General features: G+C 60.4%; 26 protein-coding genes. 10 read left to right on the forward strand and 16 right to left on the reverse strand.

Going from position 1 to position 23,996, the window contains the following annotated elements:
* The first annotated feature begins 78 nt into the window (after positions 1 to 78).
* The gene (gene rsmA / locus JT51_RS18010; RefSeq protein ID WP_037316055.1) at positions 79 to 921 is read left to right on the forward strand and encodes a 16S rRNA (adenine(1518)-N(6)/adenine(1519)-N(6))-dimethyltransferase RsmA; all 843 of its coding nucleotides are present in this window, start codon (positions 79 to 81) and stop codon (positions 919 to 921) included.
* Positions 922 to 981: 60 nt separating this feature from the next.
* Here the strand turns inward: rsmA and JT51_RS18015 are convergent, their stop codons facing one another.
* The 3 genes from JT51_RS18015 to prfA all read right to left on the reverse strand — a co-directional run bounded on the left by JT51_RS18015 (position 982) and on the right by prfA (position 3,698).
* Entirely contained in the window at positions 982 to 1,563 is a 582-nt protein-coding gene (locus tag JT51_RS18015) for a DUF4167 domain-containing protein (protein WP_037316058.1), read from the reverse strand.
* A gap of 237 nt (positions 1,564 to 1,800) precedes the next feature.
* Entirely contained in the window at positions 1,801 to 2,646 is an 846-nt protein-coding gene (gene prmC / locus JT51_RS18020; protein WP_037316060.1) for a peptide chain release factor N(5)-glutamine methyltransferase, read from the reverse strand.
* Positions 2,643 to 3,698: a peptide chain release factor 1 gene (gene prfA, locus JT51_RS18025; RefSeq protein WP_037316063.1), complete on the reverse strand. Its 1,056-nt coding sequence runs from the start codon at positions 3,696 to 3,698 to the stop codon at positions 2,643 to 2,645. Before prfA ends, prmC begins: the two co-directional genes overlap by 4 nt.
* 63 nt (positions 3,699 to 3,761) lie before the next feature.
* On the opposite strand from prfA, the gene JT51_RS18030 reads away from it, so the two are divergent.
* Complete coding sequence (locus tag JT51_RS18030) at positions 3,762 to 4,049, forward strand: hypothetical protein (protein WP_037316066.1); 288 nt, start codon at positions 3,762 to 3,764, stop codon at positions 4,047 to 4,049.
* Here JT51_RS18030 and JT51_RS18035 read toward each other — a convergent pair.
* The 4 genes from JT51_RS18035 to JT51_RS18050 form a co-directional block, all read right to left on the reverse strand.
* The gene (locus JT51_RS18035; RefSeq protein WP_037316069.1) at positions 3,996 to 4,397 is read right to left on the reverse strand and encodes a DUF1499 domain-containing protein; all 402 of its coding nucleotides are present in this window, start codon (positions 4,395 to 4,397) and stop codon (positions 3,996 to 3,998) included. The genes JT51_RS18030 and JT51_RS18035 overlap by 54 nt on opposite strands.
* 63 nt (positions 4,398 to 4,460) lie before the next feature.
* Entirely contained in the window at positions 4,461 to 5,408 is a 948-nt protein-coding gene (gene speB, locus JT51_RS18040) for an agmatinase (RefSeq protein WP_037316072.1), read from the reverse strand.
* Positions 5,409 to 5,500: 92 nt separating this feature from the next.
* Complete coding sequence (gene speB / locus JT51_RS18045; RefSeq protein WP_037316075.1) at positions 5,501 to 6,463, reverse strand: agmatinase; 963 nt, start codon at positions 6,461 to 6,463, stop codon at positions 5,501 to 5,503.
* A 36-nt stretch (positions 6,464 to 6,499) separates the two neighbouring features.
* Positions 6,500 to 7,663: a M20 aminoacylase family protein gene (locus JT51_RS18050; RefSeq protein ID WP_037316078.1), complete on the reverse strand. Its 1,164-nt coding sequence runs from the start codon at positions 7,661 to 7,663 to the stop codon at positions 6,500 to 6,502.
* 66 nt (positions 7,664 to 7,729) lie between these two features.
* Here JT51_RS18050 and mazG point away from each other — a divergent pair, with 66 nt between their 5' ends.
* The 3 genes from mazG (at position 7,730) to JT51_RS18065 (ending at position 10,040) form a co-directional block, all read left to right on the forward strand.
* Entirely contained in the window at positions 7,730 to 8,587 is an 858-nt protein-coding gene (gene mazG / locus JT51_RS18055) for a nucleoside triphosphate pyrophosphohydrolase (protein WP_037316363.1), read from the forward strand.
* 65 nt (positions 8,588 to 8,652) lie between these two features.
* Positions 8,653 to 9,594: a nucleoside hydrolase gene (locus JT51_RS18060; RefSeq protein WP_037316081.1), complete on the forward strand. Its 942-nt coding sequence runs from the start codon at positions 8,653 to 8,655 to the stop codon at positions 9,592 to 9,594.
* Positions 9,591 to 10,040 (forward strand): GNAT family N-acetyltransferase, encoded by a 450-nt coding sequence (locus JT51_RS18065; RefSeq protein ID WP_037316084.1) that lies wholly within the window; start codon positions 9,591 to 9,593, stop codon positions 10,038 to 10,040. The genes JT51_RS18060 and JT51_RS18065 overlap by 4 nt, the downstream gene beginning before the upstream one ends.
* Before the next feature lie 370 nt (positions 10,041 to 10,410).
* Here JT51_RS18065 and JT51_RS18070 read toward each other — a convergent pair whose 3' ends face one another.
* From JT51_RS18070 to JT51_RS18100, 7 genes are all read right to left on the reverse strand, one after another.
* Positions 10,411 to 10,950, reverse strand: a complete 540-nt coding sequence (locus JT51_RS18070; protein WP_037316087.1) for a GNAT family N-acetyltransferase — start codon at positions 10,948 to 10,950, stop codon at positions 10,411 to 10,413.
* Between the two features lie 40 nt (positions 10,951 to 10,990).
* Positions 10,991 to 12,268: a phosphopyruvate hydratase gene (eno, locus tag JT51_RS18075; RefSeq protein ID WP_037316090.1), complete on the reverse strand. Its 1,278-nt coding sequence runs from the start codon at positions 12,266 to 12,268 to the stop codon at positions 10,991 to 10,993.
* Between the two features lie 124 nt (positions 12,269 to 12,392).
* Positions 12,393 to 13,277 (reverse strand): DMT family transporter, encoded by an 885-nt coding sequence (locus JT51_RS18080; RefSeq protein WP_037316093.1) that lies wholly within the window; start codon positions 13,275 to 13,277, stop codon positions 12,393 to 12,395.
* Positions 13,278 to 13,414: 137 nt separating this feature from the next.
* A complete protein-coding gene (locus JT51_RS18085) occupies positions 13,415 to 13,828 on the reverse strand; it encodes a Fur family transcriptional regulator (RefSeq protein ID WP_037316095.1) in 414 nt (137 codons plus the stop codon).
* A 72-nt stretch (positions 13,829 to 13,900) separates the two neighbouring features.
* Entirely contained in the window at positions 13,901 to 14,605 is a 705-nt protein-coding gene (locus JT51_RS18090; RefSeq protein ID WP_037316098.1) for an endonuclease/exonuclease/phosphatase family protein, read from the reverse strand.
* Between the two features lie 48 nt (positions 14,606 to 14,653).
* On the reverse strand, positions 14,654 to 15,016 hold the full coding sequence (locus tag JT51_RS18095; RefSeq protein ID WP_037316101.1) for a cupin domain-containing protein: 363 nt from the start codon (positions 15,014 to 15,016) through the stop codon (positions 14,654 to 14,656).
* A 132-nt stretch (positions 15,017 to 15,148) separates the two neighbouring features.
* The gene (locus JT51_RS18100; RefSeq protein ID WP_037316104.1) at positions 15,149 to 16,567 is read right to left on the reverse strand and encodes a protein adenylyltransferase SelO; all 1,419 of its coding nucleotides are present in this window, start codon (positions 16,565 to 16,567) and stop codon (positions 15,149 to 15,151) included.
* An 88-nt stretch (positions 16,568 to 16,655) separates the two neighbouring features.
* Between JT51_RS18100 and JT51_RS18105 the strand changes: the two genes are divergently transcribed.
* Both JT51_RS18105 and JT51_RS18110 read left to right on the forward strand, forming a co-directional pair.
* The gene (locus JT51_RS18105; RefSeq protein ID WP_037316107.1) at positions 16,656 to 17,075 is read left to right on the forward strand and encodes a cupin domain-containing protein; all 420 of its coding nucleotides are present in this window, start codon (positions 16,656 to 16,658) and stop codon (positions 17,073 to 17,075) included.
* A 3-nt stretch (positions 17,076 to 17,078) separates the two neighbouring features.
* Positions 17,079 to 17,969, forward strand: coding sequence for a fatty acid desaturase (locus JT51_RS18110; RefSeq protein WP_037316110.1), 891 nt, complete (start codon positions 17,079 to 17,081; stop codon positions 17,967 to 17,969).
* Here the strand turns inward: JT51_RS18110 and JT51_RS18115 are convergent.
* Positions 17,935 to 19,011 (reverse strand): anhydro-N-acetylmuramic acid kinase, encoded by a 1,077-nt coding sequence (locus tag JT51_RS18115; protein WP_235216207.1) that lies wholly within the window; start codon positions 19,009 to 19,011, stop codon positions 17,935 to 17,937. The two genes, JT51_RS18110 and JT51_RS18115, sit on opposite strands and share 35 nt — an antisense overlap.
* Before the next feature lie 356 nt (positions 19,012 to 19,367).
* On the opposite strand from JT51_RS18115, the gene JT51_RS18120 reads away from it, so the two are divergent.
* Positions 19,368 to 20,633 (forward strand): MFS transporter, encoded by a 1,266-nt coding sequence (locus tag JT51_RS18120; RefSeq protein WP_037316117.1) that lies wholly within the window; start codon positions 19,368 to 19,370, stop codon positions 20,631 to 20,633.
* Positions 20,634 to 20,725: 92 nt separating this feature from the next.
* Positions 20,726 to 21,979 (forward strand): tyrosine--tRNA ligase, encoded by a 1,254-nt coding sequence (gene tyrS / locus JT51_RS18125; RefSeq protein ID WP_037316121.1) that lies wholly within the window; start codon positions 20,726 to 20,728, stop codon positions 21,977 to 21,979.
* Positions 21,980 to 22,071: 92 nt separating this feature from the next.
* Here tyrS and JT51_RS18130 read toward each other — a convergent pair whose 3' ends face one another.
* Positions 22,072 to 23,031: a hypothetical protein gene (locus JT51_RS18130; protein WP_037316123.1), complete on the reverse strand. Its 960-nt coding sequence runs from the start codon at positions 23,029 to 23,031 to the stop codon at positions 22,072 to 22,074.
* A 209-nt stretch (positions 23,032 to 23,240) separates the two neighbouring features.
* Here JT51_RS18130 and JT51_RS18135 point away from each other — a divergent pair, with 209 nt between their 5' ends.
* A complete protein-coding gene (locus JT51_RS18135; protein ID WP_037316126.1) occupies positions 23,241 to 23,996 on the forward strand; it encodes a 3-hydroxyacyl-CoA dehydrogenase in 756 nt (251 codons plus the stop codon).

A 23,996-nucleotide genomic window follows, 5' to 3' on the forward strand; every position in this document is an offset into this window, starting at 1 on the left:
ACCTGGCTGAAAATATCCCCGCCGGAGGCAAAAAATCACTGGCGTATCCCCCACCATTCGCGCCACGGTGATCAGAACATGAGCGCAATCGACACCCTCCCCCCCCTGCGTGAGGTCATCGCGACCCATCAGCTTTCGGCTCGCAAATCGCTGGGCCAGAACTTTTTGCTGGACTTGAACCTGACCGCGAAAATCGCACGTCAGGCCGGTGACCTAACCGAATGCGATATTCTGGAAATCGGCCCCGGCCCCGGCGGCCTGACCCGTGGCCTGCTGTCTGAGGGCGCGCGCAAGGTCGTGGCCGTTGAAAAGGATACGCGCTGTATCGCAGCCCTGAACGAAATTGCCGCCGCCTACCCCGGCCAGCTTGAGGTGATCAATGGCGACGCGCTTGAAATCGACCCGCTGCAACATCTGACGCCGCCGATCCGAATCGCGGCGAACCTGCCCTATAACGTGGGGACCGAACTGCTGGTGCGCTGGCTGACGCCACCCCAATGGCCCCCGTTCTGGCAAAGCCTGACCCTGATGTTCCAACGCGAGGTCGCCGAGCGCATCGTGGCGCAGCCCGGCAGCAAAGCCTATGGGCGTCTGGCCATCCTCGCCCAATGGCGGGCCGAGGCGCGTATCGCCATGTCGCTGCCGCCCGGGGCCTTTACGCCGCCGCCCAAAGTCTCCAGCGCCGTGGTTCACCTGACCGCCCTGGCCGAGCCACGCTATCCAGCGGACGCCGCGACTTTGTCGCGCATCGTGGCCGCAGCGTTCAATCAACGCCGCAAAATGCTGCGCGCGTCGCTCAAGGGGGCCGCCCCGGATATCGAAGATCGCCTGATCGCCGCCGGGATCAAGCCCACGGACCGGGCCGAGCAAATCCCGCTCGAAGCATTCTGCGCATTGGCCCGCGAGATTCGAAAAAGCTGACCCTCAAAACAAAAAAGCCCCGGGCCATGCCCGAGGCTTTCTGAAACAGGCAAACCGCTATTACTCGGCGGCTTCGGGGGCGTCGTCGCCACCGCTGGGCGCGTCTTCAGCCGTCGCAGCCTTGGGCTTGCGCGGGCGCGGACGTCGCGCCGGTTTTTTCTTTTTCTCATCCGCATCTGAAACAGGGGCTTCATCTTTGCTTTCAGGCGTCTCGACCAGACCGGATTCAGGAGCCGCCGTTTCGGCCGTGAAACCCATCACATCAGGCTGCGGGGCCTCTGCCGGATCAGCCTGGCGGGCAGATTCGCGTTCCTGCCGCTCGGCACGCTCGCGATCACGCTCGGCTTGGCGTTCACGGTTCTGGCGCTCCTGCTCTTCACGGCGTGCGTCAACTTCGCGCTGTGCTTCGCTCAGCATGCGCAAATAATGCTCAGCGTGCTGTTGGAAGTTCTCGGCAGCCACACGGTCATTCGACAGCTGTGCGTCACGGGCCAGCTGGTTGTATTTGTCGATGATCTGCTGTGGGGTGCCGCGCACCTTACCTTCAGGACCCGAGCTGTCAAAAACCCGGTTCACGACGTTGCCGCCAGAAGGACGATTTCGGTTATTCTTGGCCCGCGAGCGGGATTTGGAAGATCTCATCTACTTTAGTCAGCCTTGTCATTCGCTGTCGATCACCTCGCGTCGGGCACTGCTCAAAGGCTTTTGCTGTGACGCGATGTCGACTTTTTTGGGCTTGGCGTCAGGGGCCCGCTGAAACAGCGTCAACCTCTCCGACTAACCCTGAGTAAGCATGTCCAGCGCGTGCAGACAAGGGGTTTGTCCAAAAAATCGCAGGTTTTTTACATCAATCGGCGTTTTTCGGCCTCACTTGCCCTGTCACTGCGGCATTCTTGCGACAACGACGCGGTCACGACCATCCAAATCGGGAATGATGCCCGTATCAGACAGCCCTGCTGCGTCAAAAAGCGCGGATACGCTTTGCCCCTGCGTCGGCCCGATTTCGACCAGAATACGCCCACCCGGCAAAAGGAAATCCGGAACCGCAGCCGCGATACGGCGATAGGCTTCCAACCCGTCGCCCTCATCCGTCAACGCCATCCTAGGTTCATGCTCGCGCACTTCTGGCGACAGATCTTCCATTTCCATCAATGAAATATAGGGCGGGTTAGAAACAATCAGGTCGAACTGACCTTGAATGTCTTCCAGCCAATCGGATTGCAGAATCTCAGCCCGGCCCTGTACCTGATGCTGCACCACATTGGCGCTGGCCTGCAGACATGCGGCTTCGCTCAGGTCCGCACCAATACCCGACGCGCTTGTCCGTTCCGCCAAAAGCGTGATCAGAATGCACCCCGAACCGACGCCCAGATCCAGCACATGATCAAACGGCTCGCTCAATGCGGCCTCAATCAGGGTTTCGGTTTCCGGGCGCGGATCCAGAACGTCACTGCTGACACGGAACCGGCGGCCATAGAATTCACGCTCACCCAACAGATGCGACACCGGCACACGGACGGCCCGCAGCGAAATCAACTGGTCATAGCGCTCTGCAATTTCAGGCGACAGTTCCTCGGGCGCGATCAATGTCACCCGGCTGGCTTCGATCCGCGCCGCATGGGCCAGCAAAACCCGCGCGTCCCGCGCCGGGTCATCAACCCCTGCCGCGCGCAGCCGCGCCGTTGCGGCCACCATCGCCTGCGCTGCTGTCTGCGCCGCAATCATTGTGCCATCTCGGCCAGCAGCCGCGCCTGATCATCGGCAGTCAGCGCGTCGATCACTTCGTCCAGATCGCCCTGCATCACCTGATCCAGCTTATAAAGCGTCAGGTTGATGCGGTGATCCGTCATGCGTCCCTGCGGAAAATTATAGGTCCTGATCCGTTCCGACCGGTCGCCCGAGCCCACCTGACTGGCCCGATCCGCTGAACGTTCACTGTCGATCCGCTGCCGTTCCAGATCATATAGCCGCGTTTTCAGCACCTGCATGGCGATCTCGCGGTTGCGGTGCTGCGATTTCTCGGAGCTGGTCACGACAATCCCGCTGGGCAAATGGGTGATCCGCACCGCCGAGTCGGTGGTGTTCACATGCTGCCCGCCCGCGCCTGAACTGCGCATGGTGTCGATCCGCAGGTCATTGGCGTCGATCTGAATATCCACATCCTCGGCCTCGGGCAGAACCGCCACGGTGGCCGCCGATGTGTGAATACGCCCGCCGCTTTCGGTTTCGGGCACCCGCTGGACGCGATGCACACCTGATTCGTATTTCATCCGGGCAAAGACATTGTCGCCCTTGATATGGGCCACGACCTCTTTGATCCCGCCAAGGTCTGACGCCTGTTCCTCGATGATCTCGAACTTCCAGCCCCGCGCTTCGGCATAGCGTTGGTACATCCGCAGCAGGTCTCCGGCGAACAACGCGGCCTCATCCCCACCCGTTCCGGGGCGGATTTCCAGCATCGCCGGACGTGCATCCGCCGCGTCCTTTGGCAACAAAGCCAGTTGCAGCGCATGTTCGGCCTGCGGGATACGCGCTTGCAGTTCGGGAATTTCCTCTTCGGCCAGTTCTTTCATGTCCGGGTCCGACAACATCGCCTGCGCCTCGGTCAGGTCGCCGACCAGTTGCCGCCACGCCATGATCTGATCGACCACCGGCTTGAGGTCCGAGTATTCCTTGGCCAAAGCCGCAATATCCCCGCCCGCAGCGCCATCAGCCATGGCCGCTTCGAGGTATTGGAATCGCTGGGTGATCTGTTCAAGGCGTTCTTCGGGGATCATCCGGGCGGTGTCTCTCATCCACGGGCTTTGGTCAAGGCCCAGCCTTGTGCTAAGCTATGTGGCATGAAACGAACTGTTCTTGCTTTGACCCTTTGCGCAACCCCCGCATTGGCGGATGTCACAGGACCCGGCGGCAAGGTTCAGGATTGCTATTGCACCGACAAATCCGGCACCCGCATCGAATTGGGAGAGATGATCTGCCTGCAGGTTGATGGCCGCATGTTCACCGCCCAATGTCAGATGTCGCTGAACGTACCCATGTGGCGCGAGGTGCAGGAAGGTTGCCTGTCATCGCGGCTAGAGCAGAGCCAGCCACCCGTCAACACGCTCACGGTTCACCCCAAGATCTGACTCACCAAACCGCAGCCGCCCGTGAATGCGCAGAACGTCGCCGTCCTGTTGCACGGTGGTGTAATCGGGGAAGCCGAAAACCAGGCTGCGGGTCACATAGGTGATCATCCCATCCTCCACCGAACCCGCCAGAACCGTCGTGCGGGACGTTTCGCGTGCGATTGCGTCAAGGCGCGCCAACCCGTCCGGGCCGGTTTCCACAACGCGCAAAACGCCGCCTTCAAGGTCCTGATCGGCCTGCACCTGCGGGGCAACATGCCAGAATTCCGGGTCCGAGGGCGCAAGCCGGATGTACCCTGCACCAACAACGATCAAAACAACCAGCAGCCACATTAGTTTCTTTTTCATAGCGCCCTTCCTCTGCGCTGAACTTAGCCGGACCGGCCACCGGCGCAAGGTCGCCTTGCCGGATTACCGTGACGTCACGCCGGGCATAATGCACAGCAGTTCAAACAGCAGGCTGGCCGCCGTCAGCGCGGTGGTGCCTGCCGGATCATAGGGAGGCGAGACCTCGACCAAATCGCAGCCCACCGCGTTCACGCCGCCAAGCGCGTGGATCAACTGCAACGCTTGCGGCGTGGTCAGGCCGCCGATCTCGGGCGTGCCGGTGCCGGGGGCAAAAGATGGGTCCAGGCTGTCGATGTCAAAGGTGATATAGACCGGGTGATCCCCGATCTCCTTACGGATCTGCGCCCCGATCAGGGTCAGGTTTTGTTGCCATAACTCCCATGCCGGAAACTGGCGCACCCCCCACCCCTTGGCCTCGGTGAAATCTCCGGCGGCATATCCCGACCCGCGCAAACCTATCTGGAATGTCTTGTCGGGGACGATCAACCTTTCTTCGTGGGCACGGCGCAAGAAGGTGCCGTGGGTTTCCTTTTCACCGAACATCTCATCATTCACATCCGCATGCGCATCCACATGCACCAGCGCCACAGGTCCGTGTTTGGCCGCAACAGCCCGCAGGATCGGCAGGGTGATCGAATGATCGCCCCCAATCGCCATCGGCGTCACATCCTGCGCCAGAATGGCGTCATAGCTTTCCCTGATGATCCTGAGACTGTCAGGCAGCGAGAACGTATTGATCGCCAGGTCCCCGATATCGGCAACTTGCAAACTGTCGAATGGGGCCGCAAAAGTCGCCATGTTATAGGGCCGGATGATCGCGCTTTCACTGCGAATGTGCTTTGGCCCGAACCGTGCGCCCGTCCGCCATGAGGTGCCAATGTCCATCGGAATTCCCAAGACGGCCACATCCAGCCCGGCCAGCGTGTCAGCCTGCGGCAGCCGCATGAAGGTGTTTGGCCCGGAAAACCGGGCCAGATCGTTGCCGCTGATCGGTTGGTTCAAAATTGTCATACGCCCTGCTTCTCCATCCGGTCTGACCGTTTAGAAAAGCAAATACCGGAAGGATGACTAACCAATGGTTAAGACGCGCCGGACAAGCCCAGTTAAGCCAGCCTGTTCCACCCCAGCAAGCAGATGATCTGCATCGCCACATGGGCACCTGCAATGGCTGTTGCGCCGGTGGTATCAAACGGTGGCGATACTTCGACCACGTCGCCACCTTTGATGTTGATCCCGGCAATGTCGCGCAGAATGATCTGCGCCTGAGCCGAGGTCAGTCCGCCCCAGACCGGCGTTCCGGTGCCGGGGGCAAAAGCCGGGTCCAATCCGTCGATGTCAAAGCTCAGGTACACGGGATTGTCCCCCAGAATGCCCTTGATCTTTTGCGCCACGGCGGCGGGGCCGGTCTCGTGCACCTCACGCGCGTCAATGATGTTGACGCCCAGCGTGTCCGTGTTGGTGGTGCGTATCCCCACCTGAACCGAGCGTTTCGGGTCCACGATTCCGGATTTCACCGCCTTGTAGAACATCGTGCCATGGTCCACGCGCGACATGTCATCATCCGCCCAGGTGTCCGTATGGGCATCAAATTGCAGCAGCGAAATCGGGCCATATTTCTCGGCATAGGCCTTCAGGATCGGAAAGCTGATATAGTGATCACCGCCCAACGTGACCGAGGCCACGTCAGCGGCCAGAATCTTGCGGATATGTTCGGTCAAAGTGTCGGGAAAAGCGGGGATATTGGCATAGTCAAAGGCCATATCGCCGTAATCGACAATCGCCAGCTCGCTGAGCGCATCAAACGGCCAGCCATAGGGCGCGTCGGGCGATTGCAGCGCGCTGGCCTCGCGGATGGCGCGGGGGCCAAGGCGGGTGCCGGGGCGGTTGGTCACCGCCTGATCGAATGGAATACCGGTCACGGCGATATCCACACCGGTCAGATCCTTGGTATAGCGCCGCCGCAGAAACGACGTGGCCCCGCCAAATGTATTTTCAAAGGACAGGCCCTTGAGGTTTGGGTTGGTAAATGCCTCATCCACCTGATTTTTTGCGTCTTCCAGTGACATCTTGCGCCTCTTCCCTTTCGATTGTTCCACTGGGCCTCAGCCCAGTGGCTGTGCCTTTTCAACGAGCCGTGCGAAAAACGATGCCCCGACCGGAGCAATGTCGTCGTTGAAATTGTATTTGGGGTGATGCAGACCTGCCCCATCGCCCTGACCCAGAAACAGATAGGCCCCGGGCCGCGCCTGCAACATGTAGGAGAAATCCTCGGCCCCCATCTCACGCCCGCAGGCCTCGGTGACCCGCTCGGCACCTGACACGTCGCGCGCCACATCGGCCGCAAACCCGGTCTTTTCCGGATCGTTGACCGTGGCGGGATAGCCGACCTCATAGCCCAGCGTTGCCTCGACCCCGTATGACACCGCCTGCCCTTCGACAATCTGTGCCATCCGCTGCATCACCATCTTTTGGACAGCAGGGTCGAAGGTGCGCACGGTGCCGTTGATATACGCGGTATCGGGGATCACGTTGTTCACCGTCCCGGTGTGGATCTGTGTGACCGAGATTACCAGATCATCCAGCGCATAGTGGTTGCGGCTGACGATGGTCTGGATTGCCTGCGCGATCCCACAGGCCGCCATCACCGGATCGCGGGTTTCATGGGGCATCGCGCCATGTCCGCCGACGCCCTGTATATGCACCTCGAACGTATCCACCGCCGCCATGATCGGACCGGGCGTGGTTTGAAACATCCCTTCGGGCCGACCGGGCGTATTGTGGATGCCGTAGACCTGGGTGATGTCGAACCGGTCCATGATACCCTCTTCGACCATCACACCGGCACCGCCGCCCTCTTCTTCGGCGGGTTGAAAGATCAGCGCCACGCGGCCCCGGAAATTGCGCGTCTCGGCCAGATAGCGCGCCGCGCCCAGCAACATCGTTGTGTGCCCGTCATGGCCGCACGCATGCATTTTACCGGGGTTTTTCGAGGCATATTCAACGCCCGTTTCCTCGGGGATCGGCAGCGCATCCATATCGGCGCGCAGACCGATGGTCGGCCCCTCACCCTGCCCGTTGATGATCGCCACGATCCCGGTTTTGGCGATCCCTTCGTGCAGCTCATCCACCCCGAATTCGCGCAGGCGATCTGCGACAAAGGCTGCGGTCTCGTGACATTCGAACTCCAACTCGGGGATCGTATGCAGGTGCTGGCGCCATGTGGCCATGTCAGCGGTGTAATCGGCAATTCGGTTGACGACGGGCATCTGGGGTGGACTCCTGATCGGGACTGCGGAATGGATGCATCTGACACCGGAACGAAAGGGTTCGCAATGGCCGAAAATCCTCTGATCCACGACAGCGCTGCGGGTATCGAACGCCTGCTGGAAATCATGCGCCGCCTGCGCGACCCGCAATCGGGCTGTCCGTGGGACATCGAACAGGATTTCGCCACCATCGCCCCCTACACCATCGAAGAGGCCTATGAGGTCGCCGACGCCATCGAACGGCAGGCTTTTGATGAGTTGAAGGGAGAGCTGGGCGATCTGCTATTCCAATCCGTCTTTCACGCGCAGATGGCCGAAGAAGCCGGGCATTTCACCTTTCAGGACGTAGTGCGCACCATGTCCGACAAGATGGTCGCCCGCCATCCGCATGTCTTCGGTGATGAATCCCGTGACAAATCGGCCGAGCAGCAGACGCTGGACTGGGAAACCATCAAGGCGGCGGAACGCGCGGGCAAGGAACAAAAGGGCGCGCTGGACGGCGTGGCGGCCAACCTGCCCGCCCTGCTGCGGGCGCATAAACTGCAAAAACGCGCCGCCCGCGTGGGGTTCGACTGGCCCGATGCCAGCCATGTGCTGGCCAAGATCACCGAAGAGGCGGCTGAGCTTGAAGAGGCACGTGATGCCAAAGATGCCGACGCACTAGAGGATGAATTCGGCGATCTGCTGTTCGTGATGGTCAACCTAGGCCGCCATCTGGGCATCGAACCCGAGGCCGCCCTGCGCCGCACCAACGCCAAGTTCACCCGCCGTTTCGAACAGGTCGAGGCGCGGCTGGCGGATCGGGGAAAAACCCCATCGGACAGCACCTTGCAAGAGATGGACGCCCTTTGGGACGAGGTCAAAATCGAGGAGCACCGCGCCAACGGCAAACTCCCGCCGGTGGATGCGACAACCGACGCCTAAAACAACTGGACAAGGCGGGTCCCACTTGTCAGTGTCCGCGCTTTACGACCCTCCGGAGGCAGCCCATGACCGCGCGCAAGATCATCATCGACACTGACCCCGGACAGGATGATGCCGTCGCCATCCTGCTGGCGCTTGCCAGCCCCGAAGACATCGAGGTGTTGGGCATCACCGCCGTTGCCGGAAATGTGCCTTTGGCGCTGACCGAAAAGAATGCACGCATCGTCTGTGAACTGGCCGGTCATACCGAAGTGCCTGTTTACGCAGGCTGCGACCGGCCGTTGAACCGCCCGCTGGTCACGGCGGAACATGTGCATGGAAAAACTGGGTTGGATGGGCCGGACCTGCCCGAACCAAAGATGGAACTGGCCGAAGGTCACGCCGTCGATTTCATCATCGACACCCTGCGCGCGCATGATCCGGGGACCGTCACGCTATGCCCCTTGGGACCGTTGACCAACATCGCAACGGCCTTTCAGAAGGCCCCTGACATCATCGACCGCGTTCAGGAAATCGTACTGATGGGCGGGGCCTATTTCGAAGTTGGGAACATCACTCCTACCGCCGAATTCAACATCCATGTCGATCCCGAAGCTGCTGATGTCGTGTTCAAATCTGGCAGACCTATCGTGGTCATGTCACTGGATGTCACGCACAAGGCGCTGGTCACCAAACCCCGCAACGACGCCTTCCGCGCGCTTGGCAGCAAGGTCGGCGTCGCCGTAGCCCAGATGACTGATTTCTTTGAACGCTACGACAAGGAGAAATACGGCAGCGCGGGCGCGCCGCTGCACGATCCCTGCGTCACCGCCTATCTGATCCGGCCCGAGCTGTTCACGGGTCGCCATGTGAATGTGGAAATCGAAACCCAGTCTGAACTGACAATGGGCATGACCGTCGCCGACTGGTGGGGCGTCACGGACCGCAAACCGAACGCGATGTTCATGGGCGATCTGGACGCCGACGGCTTCTTTACCCTGCTCACCGAACGGCTGGCCAAGCTATGAGCGCCGCGCTGAGACTTGCCCGCCCCGAGGATCTGGACCGCCTGATGGGTCTGGTGACCGCCTTCCATACCGAGGAAGGGATCGTTCAGGACGCCGATCAGACCCGCGATGCGTTGACCCCGTTGCTTGAGGGCATCCCCCACGGCTGCATCTATCTGATCGGCCCGGGCCGTGCGCCACTGGGCTACATCATCCTGACCTTTGGCTGGTCCGTCGAATTTGGCGGATTGGACGGTTTCGTCGACGAAATTTACATTCGCCCCGCCGTTCGCCGCCGTGGTATCGCCAGCGAGGTTCTGCTGGATCTGCCCAAGGCCCTTGCCGCAGCCGGCATGATAGCCCTGCATCTGGAAGTCGACCGCACCAACAGTACCGCGCACAACCTGTACCTGCGCACCGGTTTCAAACCGCGCGATCAGTACATGTTGATGAGCAAAAAGCTCTGACCAAAAGGTGTGATCACGGGCCGAAAAGCCCGTGGTCCGGCAGGCACATCCTAGCGGGCTTCACCGCGGTAGATGTAAGTCGGCGATTGCATGTTCCTGACGGGATCGTCTGCCGACGTCTTATCACCGGAAATTGGATACGTGCCGGGCGTAGAACAGGCCGCAAGGAACACAGTGCCTATTACCGATGCTACGAGAAGGAATTTCGAACCAGTCATGGTATTCTCCTTTTCTGTAATACCCTTAAAATAGGAGATACTTTGGCCAGCCCAATAGGAAAAAGTTCACACATAATGAATTTTATGCAAGGCCAAACCTGCCAATTTGTTACTTTTTGCAGGGAAAACAAACTGTAGCTGGCAATAATCTTTTAGCCACTTTCCTCTGGATCGAACGTGTTGGGGCCTAGCTGCATCTCAAAAAACAGCAAATGGCCCTCTGCGATCTCTGGCACTTCGGCATATGCATCCCGCAGGTGAAATCCCATCGAAAGATACAGGCGCGCCGCTGTCTCAAGCGGTTTTCCAGTGTCCATACGGACATATTCAAACCCCTGACGACGGCACTGTTCGATCAAAGACTGCACGATGGCATACCCCGCCCCGGTTCCCCGCGCGTTTTCCGTCACAAACACCCGTTTGATTTCAGCGACACTGGGCGCAATCGTGTGAAACATCCCGCATCCAATGGGTTGGCCTTCTTTCAACACCAGACAAGCGCCGCCTTTCGGAGGGCTATGTTCAACCTCGATCACATCCATCAGGCGCACGTATTTTTCACGCGGGTAAACTGTTTGGACGATGCTCTGCGACTTTGGATCAAGCGTCAGAAGGAAATCGCGATAATCCCAACACAAACGCCGGACCGCATCAAAGTGGTCCGGCGTTTTTGGTTCTATGATGCTTAGCATCGGCTGATCCTCAAACAATTTTCAAGGATCAGGATAACACTTAGCGTTTCAAGATCGAAGTCCCGGCGTATTCGGCAACCTCACCCAGCGATTCTTCGATGCGGATCAGTTGGTTGTACTTGGCCAACCGGTCCGACCGCGCCAGCGAGCCGGTCTTGATCTGACCGCAATTGGTTGCCACCGCCAGATCGGCAATGGTCGCATCCTCGGTCTCGCCCGAACGGTGGGACATGACATTGGTGTACCGCGCCCGGTGGGCCATATCGACGGCGCGCAGGGTTTCGGTCAGCGATCCGATCTGGTTCACCTTGACCAGCATCGAGTTTGCGCAGCCGCGCTCGATCCCTTCGGCAAGACGTGTGGGGTTGGTCACGAACAGGTCGTCGCCCACCAGTTGCACCTTATCGCCGATGGCGTCGGTCAGGGCCTTCCAGCCGTCCCAGTCATCCTCGGACATGCCATCTTCGATCGAGATGATCGGATAGTCGTTGACCAGCGCCGCCAGATAGGCCGCGTTCTCTTCCGAGGTCAGGGTCGTGCCCTCGCCTGACAGGACGTATTTGCCGTCCTTGTAGTATTCGGTCGCGGCGCAATCCAGCGCCAGGTGGATTTCCTCACCCGGCTTGTAGCCTGCCTTTTCGATGGACTTCAGGACAAAATCCAGCGCCTCACGGGTCGAGGCGATGTTGGGCGCAAATCCACCCTCATCGCCGACACCGGTGGCCAGACCAGCGGCCGACAGCTCTTTTTTCAGCGTGTGGAACACCTCGGCGCCCATGCGCACCGCCTCGCGGATATTCGCGGCCGAGGTCGGCATGATCATGAATTCCTGAATGTCGATCGGGTTATCCGCGTGCTCGCCCCCGTTGATGATGTTCATCATCGGCACCGGCAGAACACGGGCCGAGGTGCCGCCCACATAGCGGTACAACGGTTGCGTAGTGAAGTCCGCCGCCGCCTTGGCCGTGGCCAGCGAGACACCCAGAATGGCGTTTGCGCCCAGGCGGCCCTTGTTCTCGGTCCCGTCCAGTTCAATCATCGCGCCGTCGATGGCAACCTGTTCGGTTGCGTCAAAGCCGACCAATTCCTCGGCGATCTCGCCGTTCACTGCGGCGACGGCCTCCAGCACGCCTTTGCCCAGATAGCGCGACTTGTCACCGTCACGCTTTTCAACCGCTTCATAGGCACCGGTCGACGCGCCCGAAGGTACAGCAGCGCGGCCCATGGTGCCGTCTTCCAGAATCACGTCCACTTCAACTGTCGGGTTGCCCCGGCTGTCCAGAATTTCGCGTGCGTGAATGTCGATGATCGTGCTCATGAGGCCCGTCCCTGTGGCTGCATTTGGTTGCAAGCCTCATAGCATCACGCGGCAAAAAGTAAACCAGCCATGTTATCGCTAACACGTCTTGAGGCCGATGTTTGCGCCAACCTGCGACGATCCGTCAGGTCGCGGCGGGCACCATGGTTCGGGCCAACCGTCGTTCGCGCAAGAAAGTGTAAAGACCAGAGCCGATGATCAGCGTGGCACCCGCCAGCGTCATCGCGTCCGGACGCTCGCCGAACATCAACATGCCCGCCATGATCGAAAAGACCAGCCGCGTATAGCGGAACGGCGTCAACGCCGAGGCATCCCCCACCCGCATCGCGGTGACGATCCCGTAATAGCCCAGAACACCAAACCCGATCGCGCCAATATAAGGTCCGATCTGACCCGATCCAAGCGGCACCAAGGGCTGACCGCCGAACACCATCATCGCAAGCCCCGACAGCGCCACGGAAATATAAGCCTGCAACGCCACAACCGAAGACGCCACACGGACATCCAACCGACGGGTGATCAGATCGCGCGCGGCAATTGCAACGACCGTGGCCACAACAAACAACGACTCGGGCTGGAACCCCTCAACGCCGGGGCGGATGATCATCAGAACGCCAACGAAACCAACGCCAATCGCGCTCCACCGCCGCCAGCCGACCTGTTCGCCCAAAAACAGCGCAGCCCCCATGGTGACCGCCAGCGGCATCGCCTGAAACACGGCGGCCACGGTAGACAGTTCCACCAGTGACAGTGCGGTCACAAAGCTCAATGCGCCGACCGCTTCGGTCGCGGCGCGGGCCATGGGCAGAAACTGCCATGCTACAGGGTCAAAGATGCGTTTGCGCGTCACGATCGACAGTGCGGCGAACACCAGCCCGCACATTACGCCCAGCACAATCATGATCTGCCCGGTCGATACGCTGATCGACAGGTGTTTGATAAACATGTCCTCAAGCGCAAAGGCCGCCATCGCGCCGACAACCAGCATAATGCCGTTCACGTTATTCATGGTCGTGTCCGTTGAAACCTGCGACCCGAATTGCCGCCATCGCCGTCAGCAAAATCGAAAGACGCCTTATCTGGCAAGTCTTATTCCCGCAGGAAACATGAATTCCCGTGCGTCCACCGTTCGTGTTTTGTGATGGGTCAGTCTTGTTCCAGCGGAACGCCGTACAACTCCAGCCGGTGGCCTTTCAGCTTATACCCAAGCTTGGCCGCGATTTTTTCCTGCAGGGCTTCGATCTCGGGGTCTACGAATTCGATCACCTCGCCCGACTGCATGTCGATCAGGTGATCATGGTGATCACGCTCGGCGTCTTCGTACCGCGCGCGCCCGTCGCCGAATTCCAGACGGTCGAGTATCCCCGCCTCTTCGAACAGTTTCACGGTGCGATAGACGGTGGCGATGGAAATGCCCGAATCCACCTTTGAGGCGCGGGCATACAGCTCCTCTACATCCGGGTGATCCGCGCTTTGTTGCAACACCTGCGCAATTGTGCGGCGTTGACCCGTCATGCGTAGGCCCTTGGCTTCGCAACGGGCGATGATCGTATCGGACATGGTGACTCTCGGACTTGTTCGGGTCTCTGTCTTAATACGTCTGCGCGGCTGGCGCTACAGGGTAATTGCGGTTTAGGCCGCAGGTCGCACATCGGCCCAAATCGGCAGGTGATCCGAGGCAATATGCGCGGGCCGCGCGTCGTGTACGCCATGCAACACCGCCTCAAGCCCCGCGCCCAGCGCGATCCGGTCCAGCGCCCCCAGCGGCTGTGCGGCCGGAAAGCTGGCGACCGGCGGCAGAAACCGCATATCCGGGGCCAGATGATCCAGAACCGGTTGCCGCGACCATTCGTTGAAGTCCCCCGCCCAGACGGTTGGCATCGCATCCAGCCCGGAATCGCAGTGGCGAATATGGGTGATCTGCCGACGCCGCGACGCGGGCAGCAGCCCCAGATGCATCCCCATCACCCGCAGCGGCCCGATCTGGGTATCGAATTCCACCCGCACAGCCCCCCGGGGTTCCAACCCCGGCAAATCGTGATGGCCTGTCTGCCGCACCCGGATGGCATCGCCGCGCCAGATCATCGCGTTGCCGTGCCAGCCCAGGCTGCCTGCGCCCCCCAAATCGACAACCTGCCACCCGGCCTCATCCAGCATGAAATGCGGCAGGGCGGCCGGGCGCGGCGGCAGGCGTTTGTCGGCCTCTTGCAGCACCACGATATCGGCCTTCATGCCGTCGATGACCTGCATGATGCGTTGCGGCTGCCGCCGAAAATCAAGGCCGACGCATTTCTGAATATTGTAACTGGCGATGCGCAGAGTTGAAGGATGGGTCATAAAGATCCTGTGATTGACATGATACGGTCCCGTAGAACCCGATTTCTTTCAAAACTGCGTAATCATCAGATTGGCCGGCTCGTCCCCTTCGGCAGATGAGGCATGGCCCGTTCCGGTGACATCTTCGGCCCAGAACAGATCGCCAGCCGTAAAATCCCGCACCTCGCCCGATCCGGCCTGAACACGGAACCTGCCCGACAGAACCGTTGCCAGTTGACGGTTGGGAGAGCGGTGCTGAACCCCTTTCCACCCCGCAGGCAGTGACAGGAAGACAAAGCGCGATGCGTCATATTCCTGAGAGACTAGAAACGGGTTGGCGGGTGGGGCAAAACTCTTGAGCTCGGCATCAATATCGCGGTCTTCAAAATAGGAAACACCGTCCGCGTCTTCCAGCAAGATCGAATAGCGCATTATATGCTCCTTAAAACAAATCTGAAAAATCCAGCAGTGTTACCCCTGCACCCATTATGCAGCATTCTTTCAGGATGGTAAGCCGCTGTCGTTTCCCCCAGACAAACGTCAACTTTGGCAATCCATCGGCCCCTAAGTCCCGCAGAACGTCGCATGGACGACTTCGCTTTTGGTCGGTGGGCGTGTCAGGTCGTCGGCCTCGGGCTGATCCTCATAAGGCTGTGCGAGTACCGTGTTCAATCTGTGGAATGGGGTGTAATCGCCTTGCACGGCGGCCTCGATCATCTGCTCAACCCGGTGATTGCGCGGGATGAAGGCCGGGTTTGCCGCCGTCATGGTTGCCACCGGGTCGCCCTCTTGGCTCAAACGCGCCTGCCAGCCGTCCGACCATTCGTCAAAGGCTTCGGGGTTCAGGAACTGATCACGGGCCTTATCACCGCCCAGCGCCCGGAAAGTGTTGGTGAAATCGGCCTGGTTTTGCGCCATCCGCGTCAGCAGGTCCGAAATCAGCGCCTCGTCACCTTTGTCTTCGGTGGTCAGCCCGATCTTGGCCCGGAAACGCCTCAGCCAGTTCTTCTGCAACAGATCGGGCATGGCGTGCACGATCTCGGTCGCCTCTTCCACGGCGGCGTCTTTGTCTTTCATCTGTTGGATCAACGACGTCGCCAGCTGGGCGACATTCCACACCGCGATGTCTGGCTGGTTGGAATAGGCATAGCGCCCCATCCGGTCGATCGAACTGAAAACAGTATTCGGGTGATAGCTGTCCATAAAGGCACACGGGCCATAATCGATCGTCTCACCCGCAATCGAGCAATTGTCGGTGTTCATCACCCCGTGAATAAAGCCCACGCTCATCCATCCCGCGATCAGCTCGGCCTGCGATTGCACAACGCCGCGCAACAGCCCCATGGGACCATCCGCGCCGGGGTAATGACGTTCGATGGCGTATTCCGTCAGCCGGTGCAGACTGTCCATCTGCCCCCGCGCGGCAAAGACCTGAAACGTGCCCACGCGCAGGTGGCTTTGCGCTACACGGGTCAGCACAGCGCCGGGCATCGGCTCTTCGCGCCGCACGACCTCTCCGGTTTCTACTGCCGCCAAAGCGCGCGTGGTCGGGATGCCCAGCGCGTGCATCGCTTCGGACACCACATATTCCCGCAACACCGGCCCCAACCAGGCGCGCCCGTCACCTTGGCGGCTGAACGGTGTCGGCCCTGACCCTTTCAACTGAATATCGCGCCGAAGACCGTCCGCCCCGACCGTCTCACCCAGCAGCACGGCACGCCCGTCCCCAAGCTGAGGGTTGTAATTGCCGAACTGATGCCCGGAATACAGCTGCGCAATCGGCTCTGCCCCATCCGGCAGCGTGTTTCCGGCAAAGGTCTCGGCCATCTCAGGCACGTCGCCCGGAGAAATCCGCAGGATCTGCGCCAGGTCGTTGTTAAACGCGATCAGTTGCGGCGCGCGCACAGGAACCGGCGCCTGCCGTGCGAAAAAGCTGTCGGGAAGGCGGGCGTAGCTGTTGTCAAACGGGATCATAAGGGTCATGCGGCAAACATATTGCTGAAACGCACGAATACCATAGCGGATCGCCCGCCCGCGTGCATAATCGCCCCGAACAACGCACGAGGCCCGGATGACCGCGCAAGAGATCATCGACCACCTGAAACTGGCCCCTCATCCCGAGGGCGGCTGGTTCCGCGAAACATGGCGGGCGGAAAACGAAGGCCGCGCGACAGGCACCTGCATCTACTTCCTGCTACAGGCCGGTGAAAGCAGCCATTGGCACCGTGTCGACGCGACCGAAATCTGGCTGTACCACTCTGGCGCGCCGCTGACCCTGTCGCTCAGCGCCACTGATGACGGCCCCGCCACCGATCATCTGCTGACCCCGGACCTTTCGCAAGGTTCGCCGCAACTGATCGTGCCCCAAAACCACTGGCAGGCGGCACGAACGGCCGGAGAGTATACGCTGGTCAGTTGCACCGTCTCACCTGGGTTTGAGTTTGACGGCTTTGAACTGGCCGCGCCCGGGTTTGACATTGCGCGCGGGTAAGGCGTGGACCATCGCGCCCTCATAGCGTCCCTCCCACCCGAGGCGAAAGACAGCCTTCAGCGACGGTCGGACACAGCCGGGCTGCGCCATCTTGTGCTTTATGGAGCGGCGATGGCGGGAACCACCGCATATATCGCGGCAGGAAACCCGCTGTGGCCGCTGTTTATCCTTCCTCAGGGTATCCTGCTGGTTTTCCTATTCACCCTAAGCCATGAATGCACCCATAAAACGCCGTTTCGCAGCGGTTGGCTGAATGACGTAATCGGGCATCTTGTTTCCATCCCCATTGCCCTGCCTTTTATATGGTTTCGGTACTTTCACCTGGCGCATCACAAATGGACCAATCGCCCGGACAAAGACCCCGAACTGGCAGGCAAACCCCGGCCCGGGAATTGGCCCGAGCTGCTGCTGTACCTCAGCGGGCTGCCGTATTGGGCGGGGATGTCCAGGGTTCTGATTCAAAACGCCGTTGGCCGGATCGATGCCCCATACCTTCCGGCCCGCCAACACCGTGCCATGCGTATCGAGGCGCGCCTGCTGCTTGGCTTCTACGCCATCGCATTTCTCAGCCTGTTCTATTCGTCGGCTCTGTTCTGGCTCTGGGTTTGTCCGGTTCTGATCTGCCAACCGTTTCTGCGGCTTTACCTTCTGGCCGAGCACGGCTTGTGCCCCCCGGTCGCCAATATGCTTGAAAACTCACGTACCACATTCACCAACCGTATCGTCCGGTTTCTGGCCTGGAACATGCCCTACCACGCCGAGCATCACGCCTTTCCCAATGTGCCATTCCACCAGCTGCCTGCGTTGCACGACTGGACCCGGTCGCATCTTAAATCGACTTCTGATGGGTACTCTGAGTTTACGGCAGACTACGTGAACTCTCTACGGTACTGACAACACCGCCACCAACCAGCGCCTTGACCCCGGTGGTACCGGGACATGACGTTGGCAGCCCACGGGCCACACGCACCGCCAGATAAGCAAAGGCCTGCGCCTCAAGCATGTCTCCGTCCAGTCCCACTGCCTCGACCGGTTCGACCGGGCAATCCAACGAGACGCGCAGCATCTCCATCAATACGGGATTATGCCGCCCCCCCCCTGTTACCAACACGCGGGAGGGCGGTTTGGGGCAATGCTCCATCCCCTGCACCACACCTGCGGCGCACATACCGGTCAGCGTCGCCACCGCGTCAGCGTCGCTGAGTTCTTTGACCAGCCCGATCATCTCGGCAAAGTCATTACGGTCCAGCGACTTCGGCGGCAGGCGGTTAAAGAACGGCTCGGCCAGAAACAACTCAAGCGCGCCGGTTTCCACGGTCCCACCCCGCGCCACCGCGCCATCGCGGTCCATCGGCAGGCCAAGGCGCGCCTGCATCAGATCATCGACCGGCGCATTGGCCGGACCGGTGTCAAAAGCCAGCAGCGCGCCGGGGGCTTCGGGACCGTCAAAGCTTGGGTCGACATAAGTCAGGTTCCCGACCCCGCCCAGATTCAGGAAACACAAGGGGGCATCGGCCTCGATCCATTTGGCACAGGCAAAATGATAAAACGGCGCCAGTGGCGCGCCTTCGCCGCCCATAGAGACGTCATCGCTGCGAAAATCCCAGACCACAGGTACGCCAAGCGCCTGTGCAAGCCCCTTGCCATCGCCCACCTGCAACGTCCCGCGCCCTTGGGGTTCATGCGCAAGGGTCTGGCCGTGAAAGCCGATCAGATCGACCTCTTCAAACTCGGACAGAACCTCGGCATGGGCAAAGGTGACCAATTCGGCCGCCTTATCGACCATGGGTCCCTGCCATTGCCCCAACGCACCGCGCAGGTCGGTGCGTTCGGCCTTGGTATAGGCGCGATAGTCGCTGGGGCCAAAGCCGAAAATCCTGTGCCCATCGGTTTCGACCACAGCGGCGTCCACCCCATCCAGCGACGTACCGGACATTGCCCCCAATGCCCTGATCGCCCCAACTTTCCTGATGGATTGGCCCACGCTCACCTCATTTCCGTTTTTTGTCTTCTACCACACCGATTGACGGGTACGGCGCGCTCAACCTGCCTTTTTCCCCAATCACAAAGCAACCCACATCACCCGGCGGGCGCGGTTTTTGACGCCACTTGGGCGCAGAGGCCACATTGCTTTGGCGGATACAGATCCCTGCACTCACCCTACGGTGACAGTTGCAACCCTCCGCAGCCTGAGTAACCATTGCCCAAACCCCACCCTACGCACAGGAAATCACTGGCGCCGCGTGGTGAAATGATCATGAATGACATGACCTGGACCAAAGCGAACAGAACATGACGGACACGCAAACCCCCAGACAACCATCGCAAGGCCGCAATTATCAGTTGATCTTCTGGTCCGGGTCACTGGCTACGATTGGCGGGCAGTTGGTGAACCCCAATCTGGTGCTGCCTTTTCTGTATCTGGCTTTGGGGGCGCCCACATTTTTCGCGGGCATGTTGCTGCCCTTCGTCACCGGCGCGCGTCTGATCGCGGAAATCTTTGTGTCGCCATTCATCAACCGGGTGACCCGCGCGAAACTTGCGGTCTATGTGCCCAATATCATGACCGCTTTGGTTTTGTCCGTGGTGGCGCTGTTCGCAACGAACCTGCCCCGGATCATGATCGTAATGCTGTTCCTGGCGACTGCGGTTGTCATGGGGTTGTGTCAGGGGATCGCCAGCCTGGGTACCAGCCAGATTTACGGCATTTCCGTCCCGGATGCGAAACGCAACCGGATGGTCTTTGCCCAGGCGACGATCTCGGGGGTTTTGGCCATCGTCATCGTCTGGCTGACACGGGACCTGCTGGCCTCGGACCAGCCGATGCAGCGCCATATCGTTGTCCTGTGGTGCGGTGTCTTTGCCATGTTCGCCGCCGGCATCAGCTTTGCCGGTGTGCGCCTGCTGGAAGAAGAACCTGCCCGCGCGCCCGCCCCGAAGAAAAAGCCCAAACCCCTGGCCGAGCTGGCGACGGGTTTCAAAACCGGCATGGCCTATCCGTGGTATCGAAAATTTCTGACGGCGCGGTTGCTTTGTGTCTCGGTCGAACTGGCGATGCCGTTCTACACGATCCACGCCGCGACATTCCATGTGGGCACCAAACATTCCCTCAGCTATTTTGTCATCGCGGCCAGCGCCGGCGTGGTGATCGGGTCACTTCTTTGGGGTTGGCTCAGCGGGCGCATTTCGGTCAAACCGGTGATGTGGCTGGGATGTATGATCTCAACCGTTTCGGCCATTCTTGCGCTGGTCTTCACCTTCCTGGGCTATGCGCAGGATGTCTGGCTTTACGCGCTGATCATCCTGTTGCTGTCGCTGGGCGGGAACGGTGTGATCTATGGGCGCTATCTGTACATCATTGACATGACCGGAGAAAAGGAACGCCCCTATCTGGTTGCGTTGGGCGATGTCAGCGCCGGTCTGATCGGTATGGTCTTTGCCGCCATCCTTGGCGCTGTGGCACATCTGCACGATCCGGTCACCCCGATCTTTGCGCTGGCAGTGCTGAACCTGATCGCGATGCTTTACGCCTTTCGCCTGCCACCAACCAAAAGCTGACACAGGCGGCGGTTTTCTTGGAAAAGGTGCCTTTTCCTTGTGCAGCCCGCCGCCTATACAGTGCCCCGCAACATCAACCCCGAGGGCACGATATGACCTACCACCCCAAGTCGGATTTCATCGCCACGATGATCGAGCGCGGCTTTCTTGCCGACTGCACCGATTATCAGGGCCTTGACGAAGCGCTGATCAGCGGGTGCCAGTCTGCCTATATCGGGTTCGATGCCACGGCAAAATCTCTGCATGTGGGCAGCCTGATCCAGATCATGATGCTGCGCTGGTTCCAGAAAACCGGCCACAAGCCGATCACCCTGATGGGTGGCGGCACCACCAAGGTGGGTGATCCGTCCTTCCGCTCGGATGAACGCCCCCTGCTGGGCCCCGAACAGATCGACGCCAATATCGCGGGCATCAAGAAAGTGTTCTCGGCCTATATCGACTATGACACAGATGCCGAAAACGCCGCTCTGATGCTGAACAACGCGGAATGGCTGGACGATCTGAACTACCTCGATTTCCTGCGCGATATCGGGCGGCATTTTTCGGTCAACCGGATGTTGGCGTTTGAATCGGTGAAATCCCGGCTGGACCGCGAACAGTCGCTGTCCTTCCTGGAATTCAACTACATGATCCTGCAGGCCTATGACTTCCTGGAACTGAACCGCCGCTATGGCTGCGTTCTGCAACTGGGCGGCAGCGACCAGTGGGGCAACATCATCAACGGCATCGACCTGACCCGCCGCGTGCTGGATCATGAAATCTATGGCCTGACCTCGCCCCTGCTGACCACCAGCGACGGCAAGAAGATGGGAAAATCACAGGACGGGGCCGTCTGGCTGAACGCCGAGATGCGTTCACCTTATGAGTTCTGGCAGTTCTGGCGCAACACAACGGATGCCGACGTGGGCCGGTTCCTGAAGCTGTATACCGAACTGCCCGTGGACGAATGCGACCGGCTGGGCGCGTTGCAAGGGTCCGAGATCAACGAGGCCAAGATCCGCCTGGCCAATGAGGTCACGACCCTGTCGCACGGACCCGAGGCTGCGGCCACGGCCGAGGCCACAGCCCGCGAGGTCTTTGAAAAAGGCGGTGTGGGCGACGATCTGCCCACCCTGACACTCAGCGCGGATGATCTGGGTGATGGCATGTCCATCGTGCAGTTGATCGTGAAATCCGGTCTAGCGAAATCGGGCAAAGAGGCCAAGCGCCTGATCGCCGAGAATGGCGCCAAACTGGACGACGCTCCGCTGACGGATGCCGGGCTTATGATCGACGCGGCGGCGCTGTCCTCACCTATAAAGCTGAGCGCGGGCAAAAAGCGCCACGCGTTGGTGCAACTGGGTTAAGCAAGCGTTGAACTGAAACGAAAAACGGCCACCCAATTGGGTGGCCGTTAACGTTTCTGACGCGGTCAGTGACTTCACAAGCGTTCGTAAAGTTACCACTTTCCGCCTTTACCGTGACCGCCGCCGTGGCCGCCCTTGCCGCCGCCATGGCCACCTTTACCGTCGCCACCCTTGCCGCCGCCGTGGCCGCCCTTGCCGCCACCTTTGCCGTCGCCGTGGCCACCACCGTTGTTGCCGCCGTTGCCACCACCATTATTGCCGCCGTTGCCGCCGCCATTGTTGCCGCCGTTGCCGCCGCCATTGTTGCCGCCGTTGCCGCCGCCATTGTTGCCRCCGTTGCCGCCGCCATTGTTGCCGCCGTTGCCGCCGCCATTGTTGCCGCCGTTGCCGCCGCCATTGTTGCCGCCGTTACCGCCGCCATTGTTGCCGCCGCCATTGTTGCCGCCGTTGCCGCCGCCATTGTTGCCGCCATTGCCGCCGCCACCGTCACCGGGATCGCCACCGCCATCACCGGGATCGCCACCACCGTCACCGGGATCACCACCACCGTCACCGGGATCACCACCACCGTCACCGGGATCACCGCCGCCGTCACCGGGATCACCGCCGCCGTCACCCGGGCCACCGCCGCCGTCACCCGGGCCACCGCCTCCGTCACCGGGGTTGTCGCCTCCGCCACCCCCGCCCGAGCCGCCGCCGCTGCCGGGATCGGCCTGGGCAAGCTGATCATTGTCGCGATTTTCTCCGGAATTGAACGCAGTGCCGATCGACGCCGTCGGCTGGTCGCTCAGCAACGCCGCCAATCCGGGGCATTGCGCGCTGGTATTGCGCAACGTGGTGCCAAAGTCAGACCGGGTTTGAAGCCGCTTCAGAAAGCTGGGCGTCACATGCGTGCAATCGCACATCGCAGCATAATCCCCGTTGTTTGCGGCGTCGCGCGCGGTCTTCCAGTTACAGACCTCGGGCGCGGCGGCGGCACTGCTGGCTGCCATCACACTCAGAATCGGCGCAGCGACCAGTGCGGATAGTCCAAACTTCATACTCTTAACCATAACGCTTCTCTCCTTGCGCGGCGTCTCGTCGACGCGTCATTTCGTTAGGTTTCGATGTGAGACTTGCGCATTAAGCACGCCTAAAGATCACCTGAGAAAAGCTTGAGAAACGCCGCCCCGGCCTAAAAACCGGCGTAAATTTTGTGGACAGAGTCTAAATCCCCGGATTAAATGAACACACGTTCATATCCAGACACGAGGGATCCGCCATGCAATTGTCCACCACAGCCGCGATCATCACCGGCGGTGCATCGGGACTGGGCGAGGCCACCGCCCGCCATTTCGCCGAACAGGGCGCGCAGGTCACCATCCTGGACCGGGATGCCGAGCGCGGCGCACAGGTTGCCGCAGACATCGGCGGGCATTTCGCGGAAACCGATGTGACCAACGAGGTATCCGTGGAGGCGGCGATTGCCCATGCGATGAACAAGATGGGTCGCATCACCGCAACTGTGAACTGTGCCGGGATTGCCTATGGCATCAAGACGGTGGGCAGGGATGGCCCGCACCCTTTGGACGCATTTCAGCGCACAATCGACATCAATCTGGTGGGCACATTCAACGTCTCACGACTGGCCAGTGTCGAGATGGCCAAGAACGATCCCGAACCCGACGGCGCGCGCGGGGTGATCATCAACACCGCCTCAATCGCGGCCTTTGACGGGCAAAAGGGACAGGCGGCTTACTCCGCGTCCAAGGGTGGCGTGGTGGGCATGACGCTGCCCATGGCGCGCGATCTGGCCTCAACCGGTATCCGCGTGATGACCATCGCGCCGGGTATCTTCATGACCCCGATGCTGGCCGACCTGCCGCAAGAGGTGCAACAGCAACTGGCTGGTGACGTCCCCAACCCCGCCCGTCTGGGTGACCCTCGCGAATATGGGCGGTTGGCCGGTTTCATCGTCGAAATGGGCTACCTGAACGGAGAGGTCATCCGCATCGACGGCGCCCTGCGGATGCGCTAA

Origin of the sequence: Ruegeria halocynthiae (assembly GCF_000743705.1) — a bacterium.
GTDB classification, from domain to species: Bacteria; Pseudomonadota; Alphaproteobacteria; order Rhodobacterales; family Rhodobacteraceae; genus Ruegeria; species Ruegeria halocynthiae_B.

Coding starts and splice junctions, on each gene's coding strand:
- rsmA (WP_037316055.1), top strand. CDS start 79: ATGAGCGCAATCGACACCCTCCCCCCCCTGCGTGAGGTCATCGCGACC.
- JT51_RS18015 (WP_037316058.1), bottom strand. CDS start 1,563: ATGAGATCTTCCAAATCCCGCTCGCGGGCCAAGAATAACCGAAATCGT.
- prmC (WP_037316060.1), bottom strand. CDS start 2,646: ATGATTGCGGCGCAGACAGCAGCGCAGGCGATGGTGGCCGCAACGGCG.
- prfA (WP_037316063.1), bottom strand. CDS start 3,698: ATGATCCCCGAAGAACGCCTTGAACAGATCACCCAGCGATTCCAATAC.
- JT51_RS18030 (WP_037316066.1), top strand. CDS start 3,762: ATGAAACGAACTGTTCTTGCTTTGACCCTTTGCGCAACCCCCGCATTG.
- JT51_RS18035 (WP_037316069.1), bottom strand. CDS start 4,397: ATGAAAAAGAAACTAATGTGGCTGCTGGTTGTTTTGATCGTTGTTGGT.
- speB (WP_037316072.1), bottom strand. CDS start 5,408: ATGACAATTTTGAACCAACCGATCAGCGGCAACGATCTGGCCCGGTTT.
- speB (WP_037316075.1), bottom strand. CDS start 6,463: ATGTCACTGGAAGACGCAAAAAATCAGGTGGATGAGGCATTTACCAAC.
- JT51_RS18050 (WP_037316078.1), bottom strand. CDS start 7,663: ATGCCCGTCGTCAACCGAATTGCCGATTACACCGCTGACATGGCCACA.
- mazG (WP_037316363.1), top strand. CDS start 7,730: ATGGCCGAAAATCCTCTGATCCACGACAGCGCTGCGGGTATCGAACGC.
- JT51_RS18060 (WP_037316081.1), top strand. CDS start 8,653: ATGACCGCGCGCAAGATCATCATCGACACTGACCCCGGACAGGATGAT.
- JT51_RS18065 (WP_037316084.1), top strand. CDS start 9,591: ATGAGCGCCGCGCTGAGACTTGCCCGCCCCGAGGATCTGGACCGCCTG.
- JT51_RS18070 (WP_037316087.1), bottom strand. CDS start 10,950: ATGCTAAGCATCATAGAACCAAAAACGCCGGACCACTTTGATGCGGTC.
- eno (WP_037316090.1), bottom strand. CDS start 12,268: ATGAGCACGATCATCGACATTCACGCACGCGAAATTCTGGACAGCCGG.
- JT51_RS18080 (WP_037316093.1), bottom strand. CDS start 13,277: ATGAATAACGTGAACGGCATTATGCTGGTTGTCGGCGCGATGGCGGCC.
- JT51_RS18085 (WP_037316095.1), bottom strand. CDS start 13,828: ATGTCCGATACGATCATCGCCCGTTGCGAAGCCAAGGGCCTACGCATG.
- JT51_RS18090 (WP_037316098.1), bottom strand. CDS start 14,605: ATGACCCATCCTTCAACTCTGCGCATCGCCAGTTACAATATTCAGAAA.
- JT51_RS18095 (WP_037316101.1), bottom strand. CDS start 15,016: ATGCGCTATTCGATCTTGCTGGAAGACGCGGACGGTGTTTCCTATTTT.
- JT51_RS18100 (WP_037316104.1), bottom strand. CDS start 16,567: ATGACCCTTATGATCCCGTTTGACAACAGCTACGCCCGCCTTCCCGAC.
- JT51_RS18105 (WP_037316107.1), top strand. CDS start 16,656: ATGACCGCGCAAGAGATCATCGACCACCTGAAACTGGCCCCTCATCCC.
- JT51_RS18115 (WP_235216207.1), bottom strand. CDS start 19,011: ATGTCCGGTACGTCGCTGGATGGGGTGGACGCCGCTGTGGTCGAAACC.
- JT51_RS18120 (WP_037316117.1), top strand. CDS start 19,368: ATGACGGACACGCAAACCCCCAGACAACCATCGCAAGGCCGCAATTAT.
- tyrS (WP_037316121.1), top strand. CDS start 20,726: ATGACCTACCACCCCAAGTCGGATTTCATCGCCACGATGATCGAGCGC.
- JT51_RS18135 (WP_037316126.1), top strand. CDS start 23,241: ATGCAATTGTCCACCACAGCCGCGATCATCACCGGCGGTGCATCGGGA.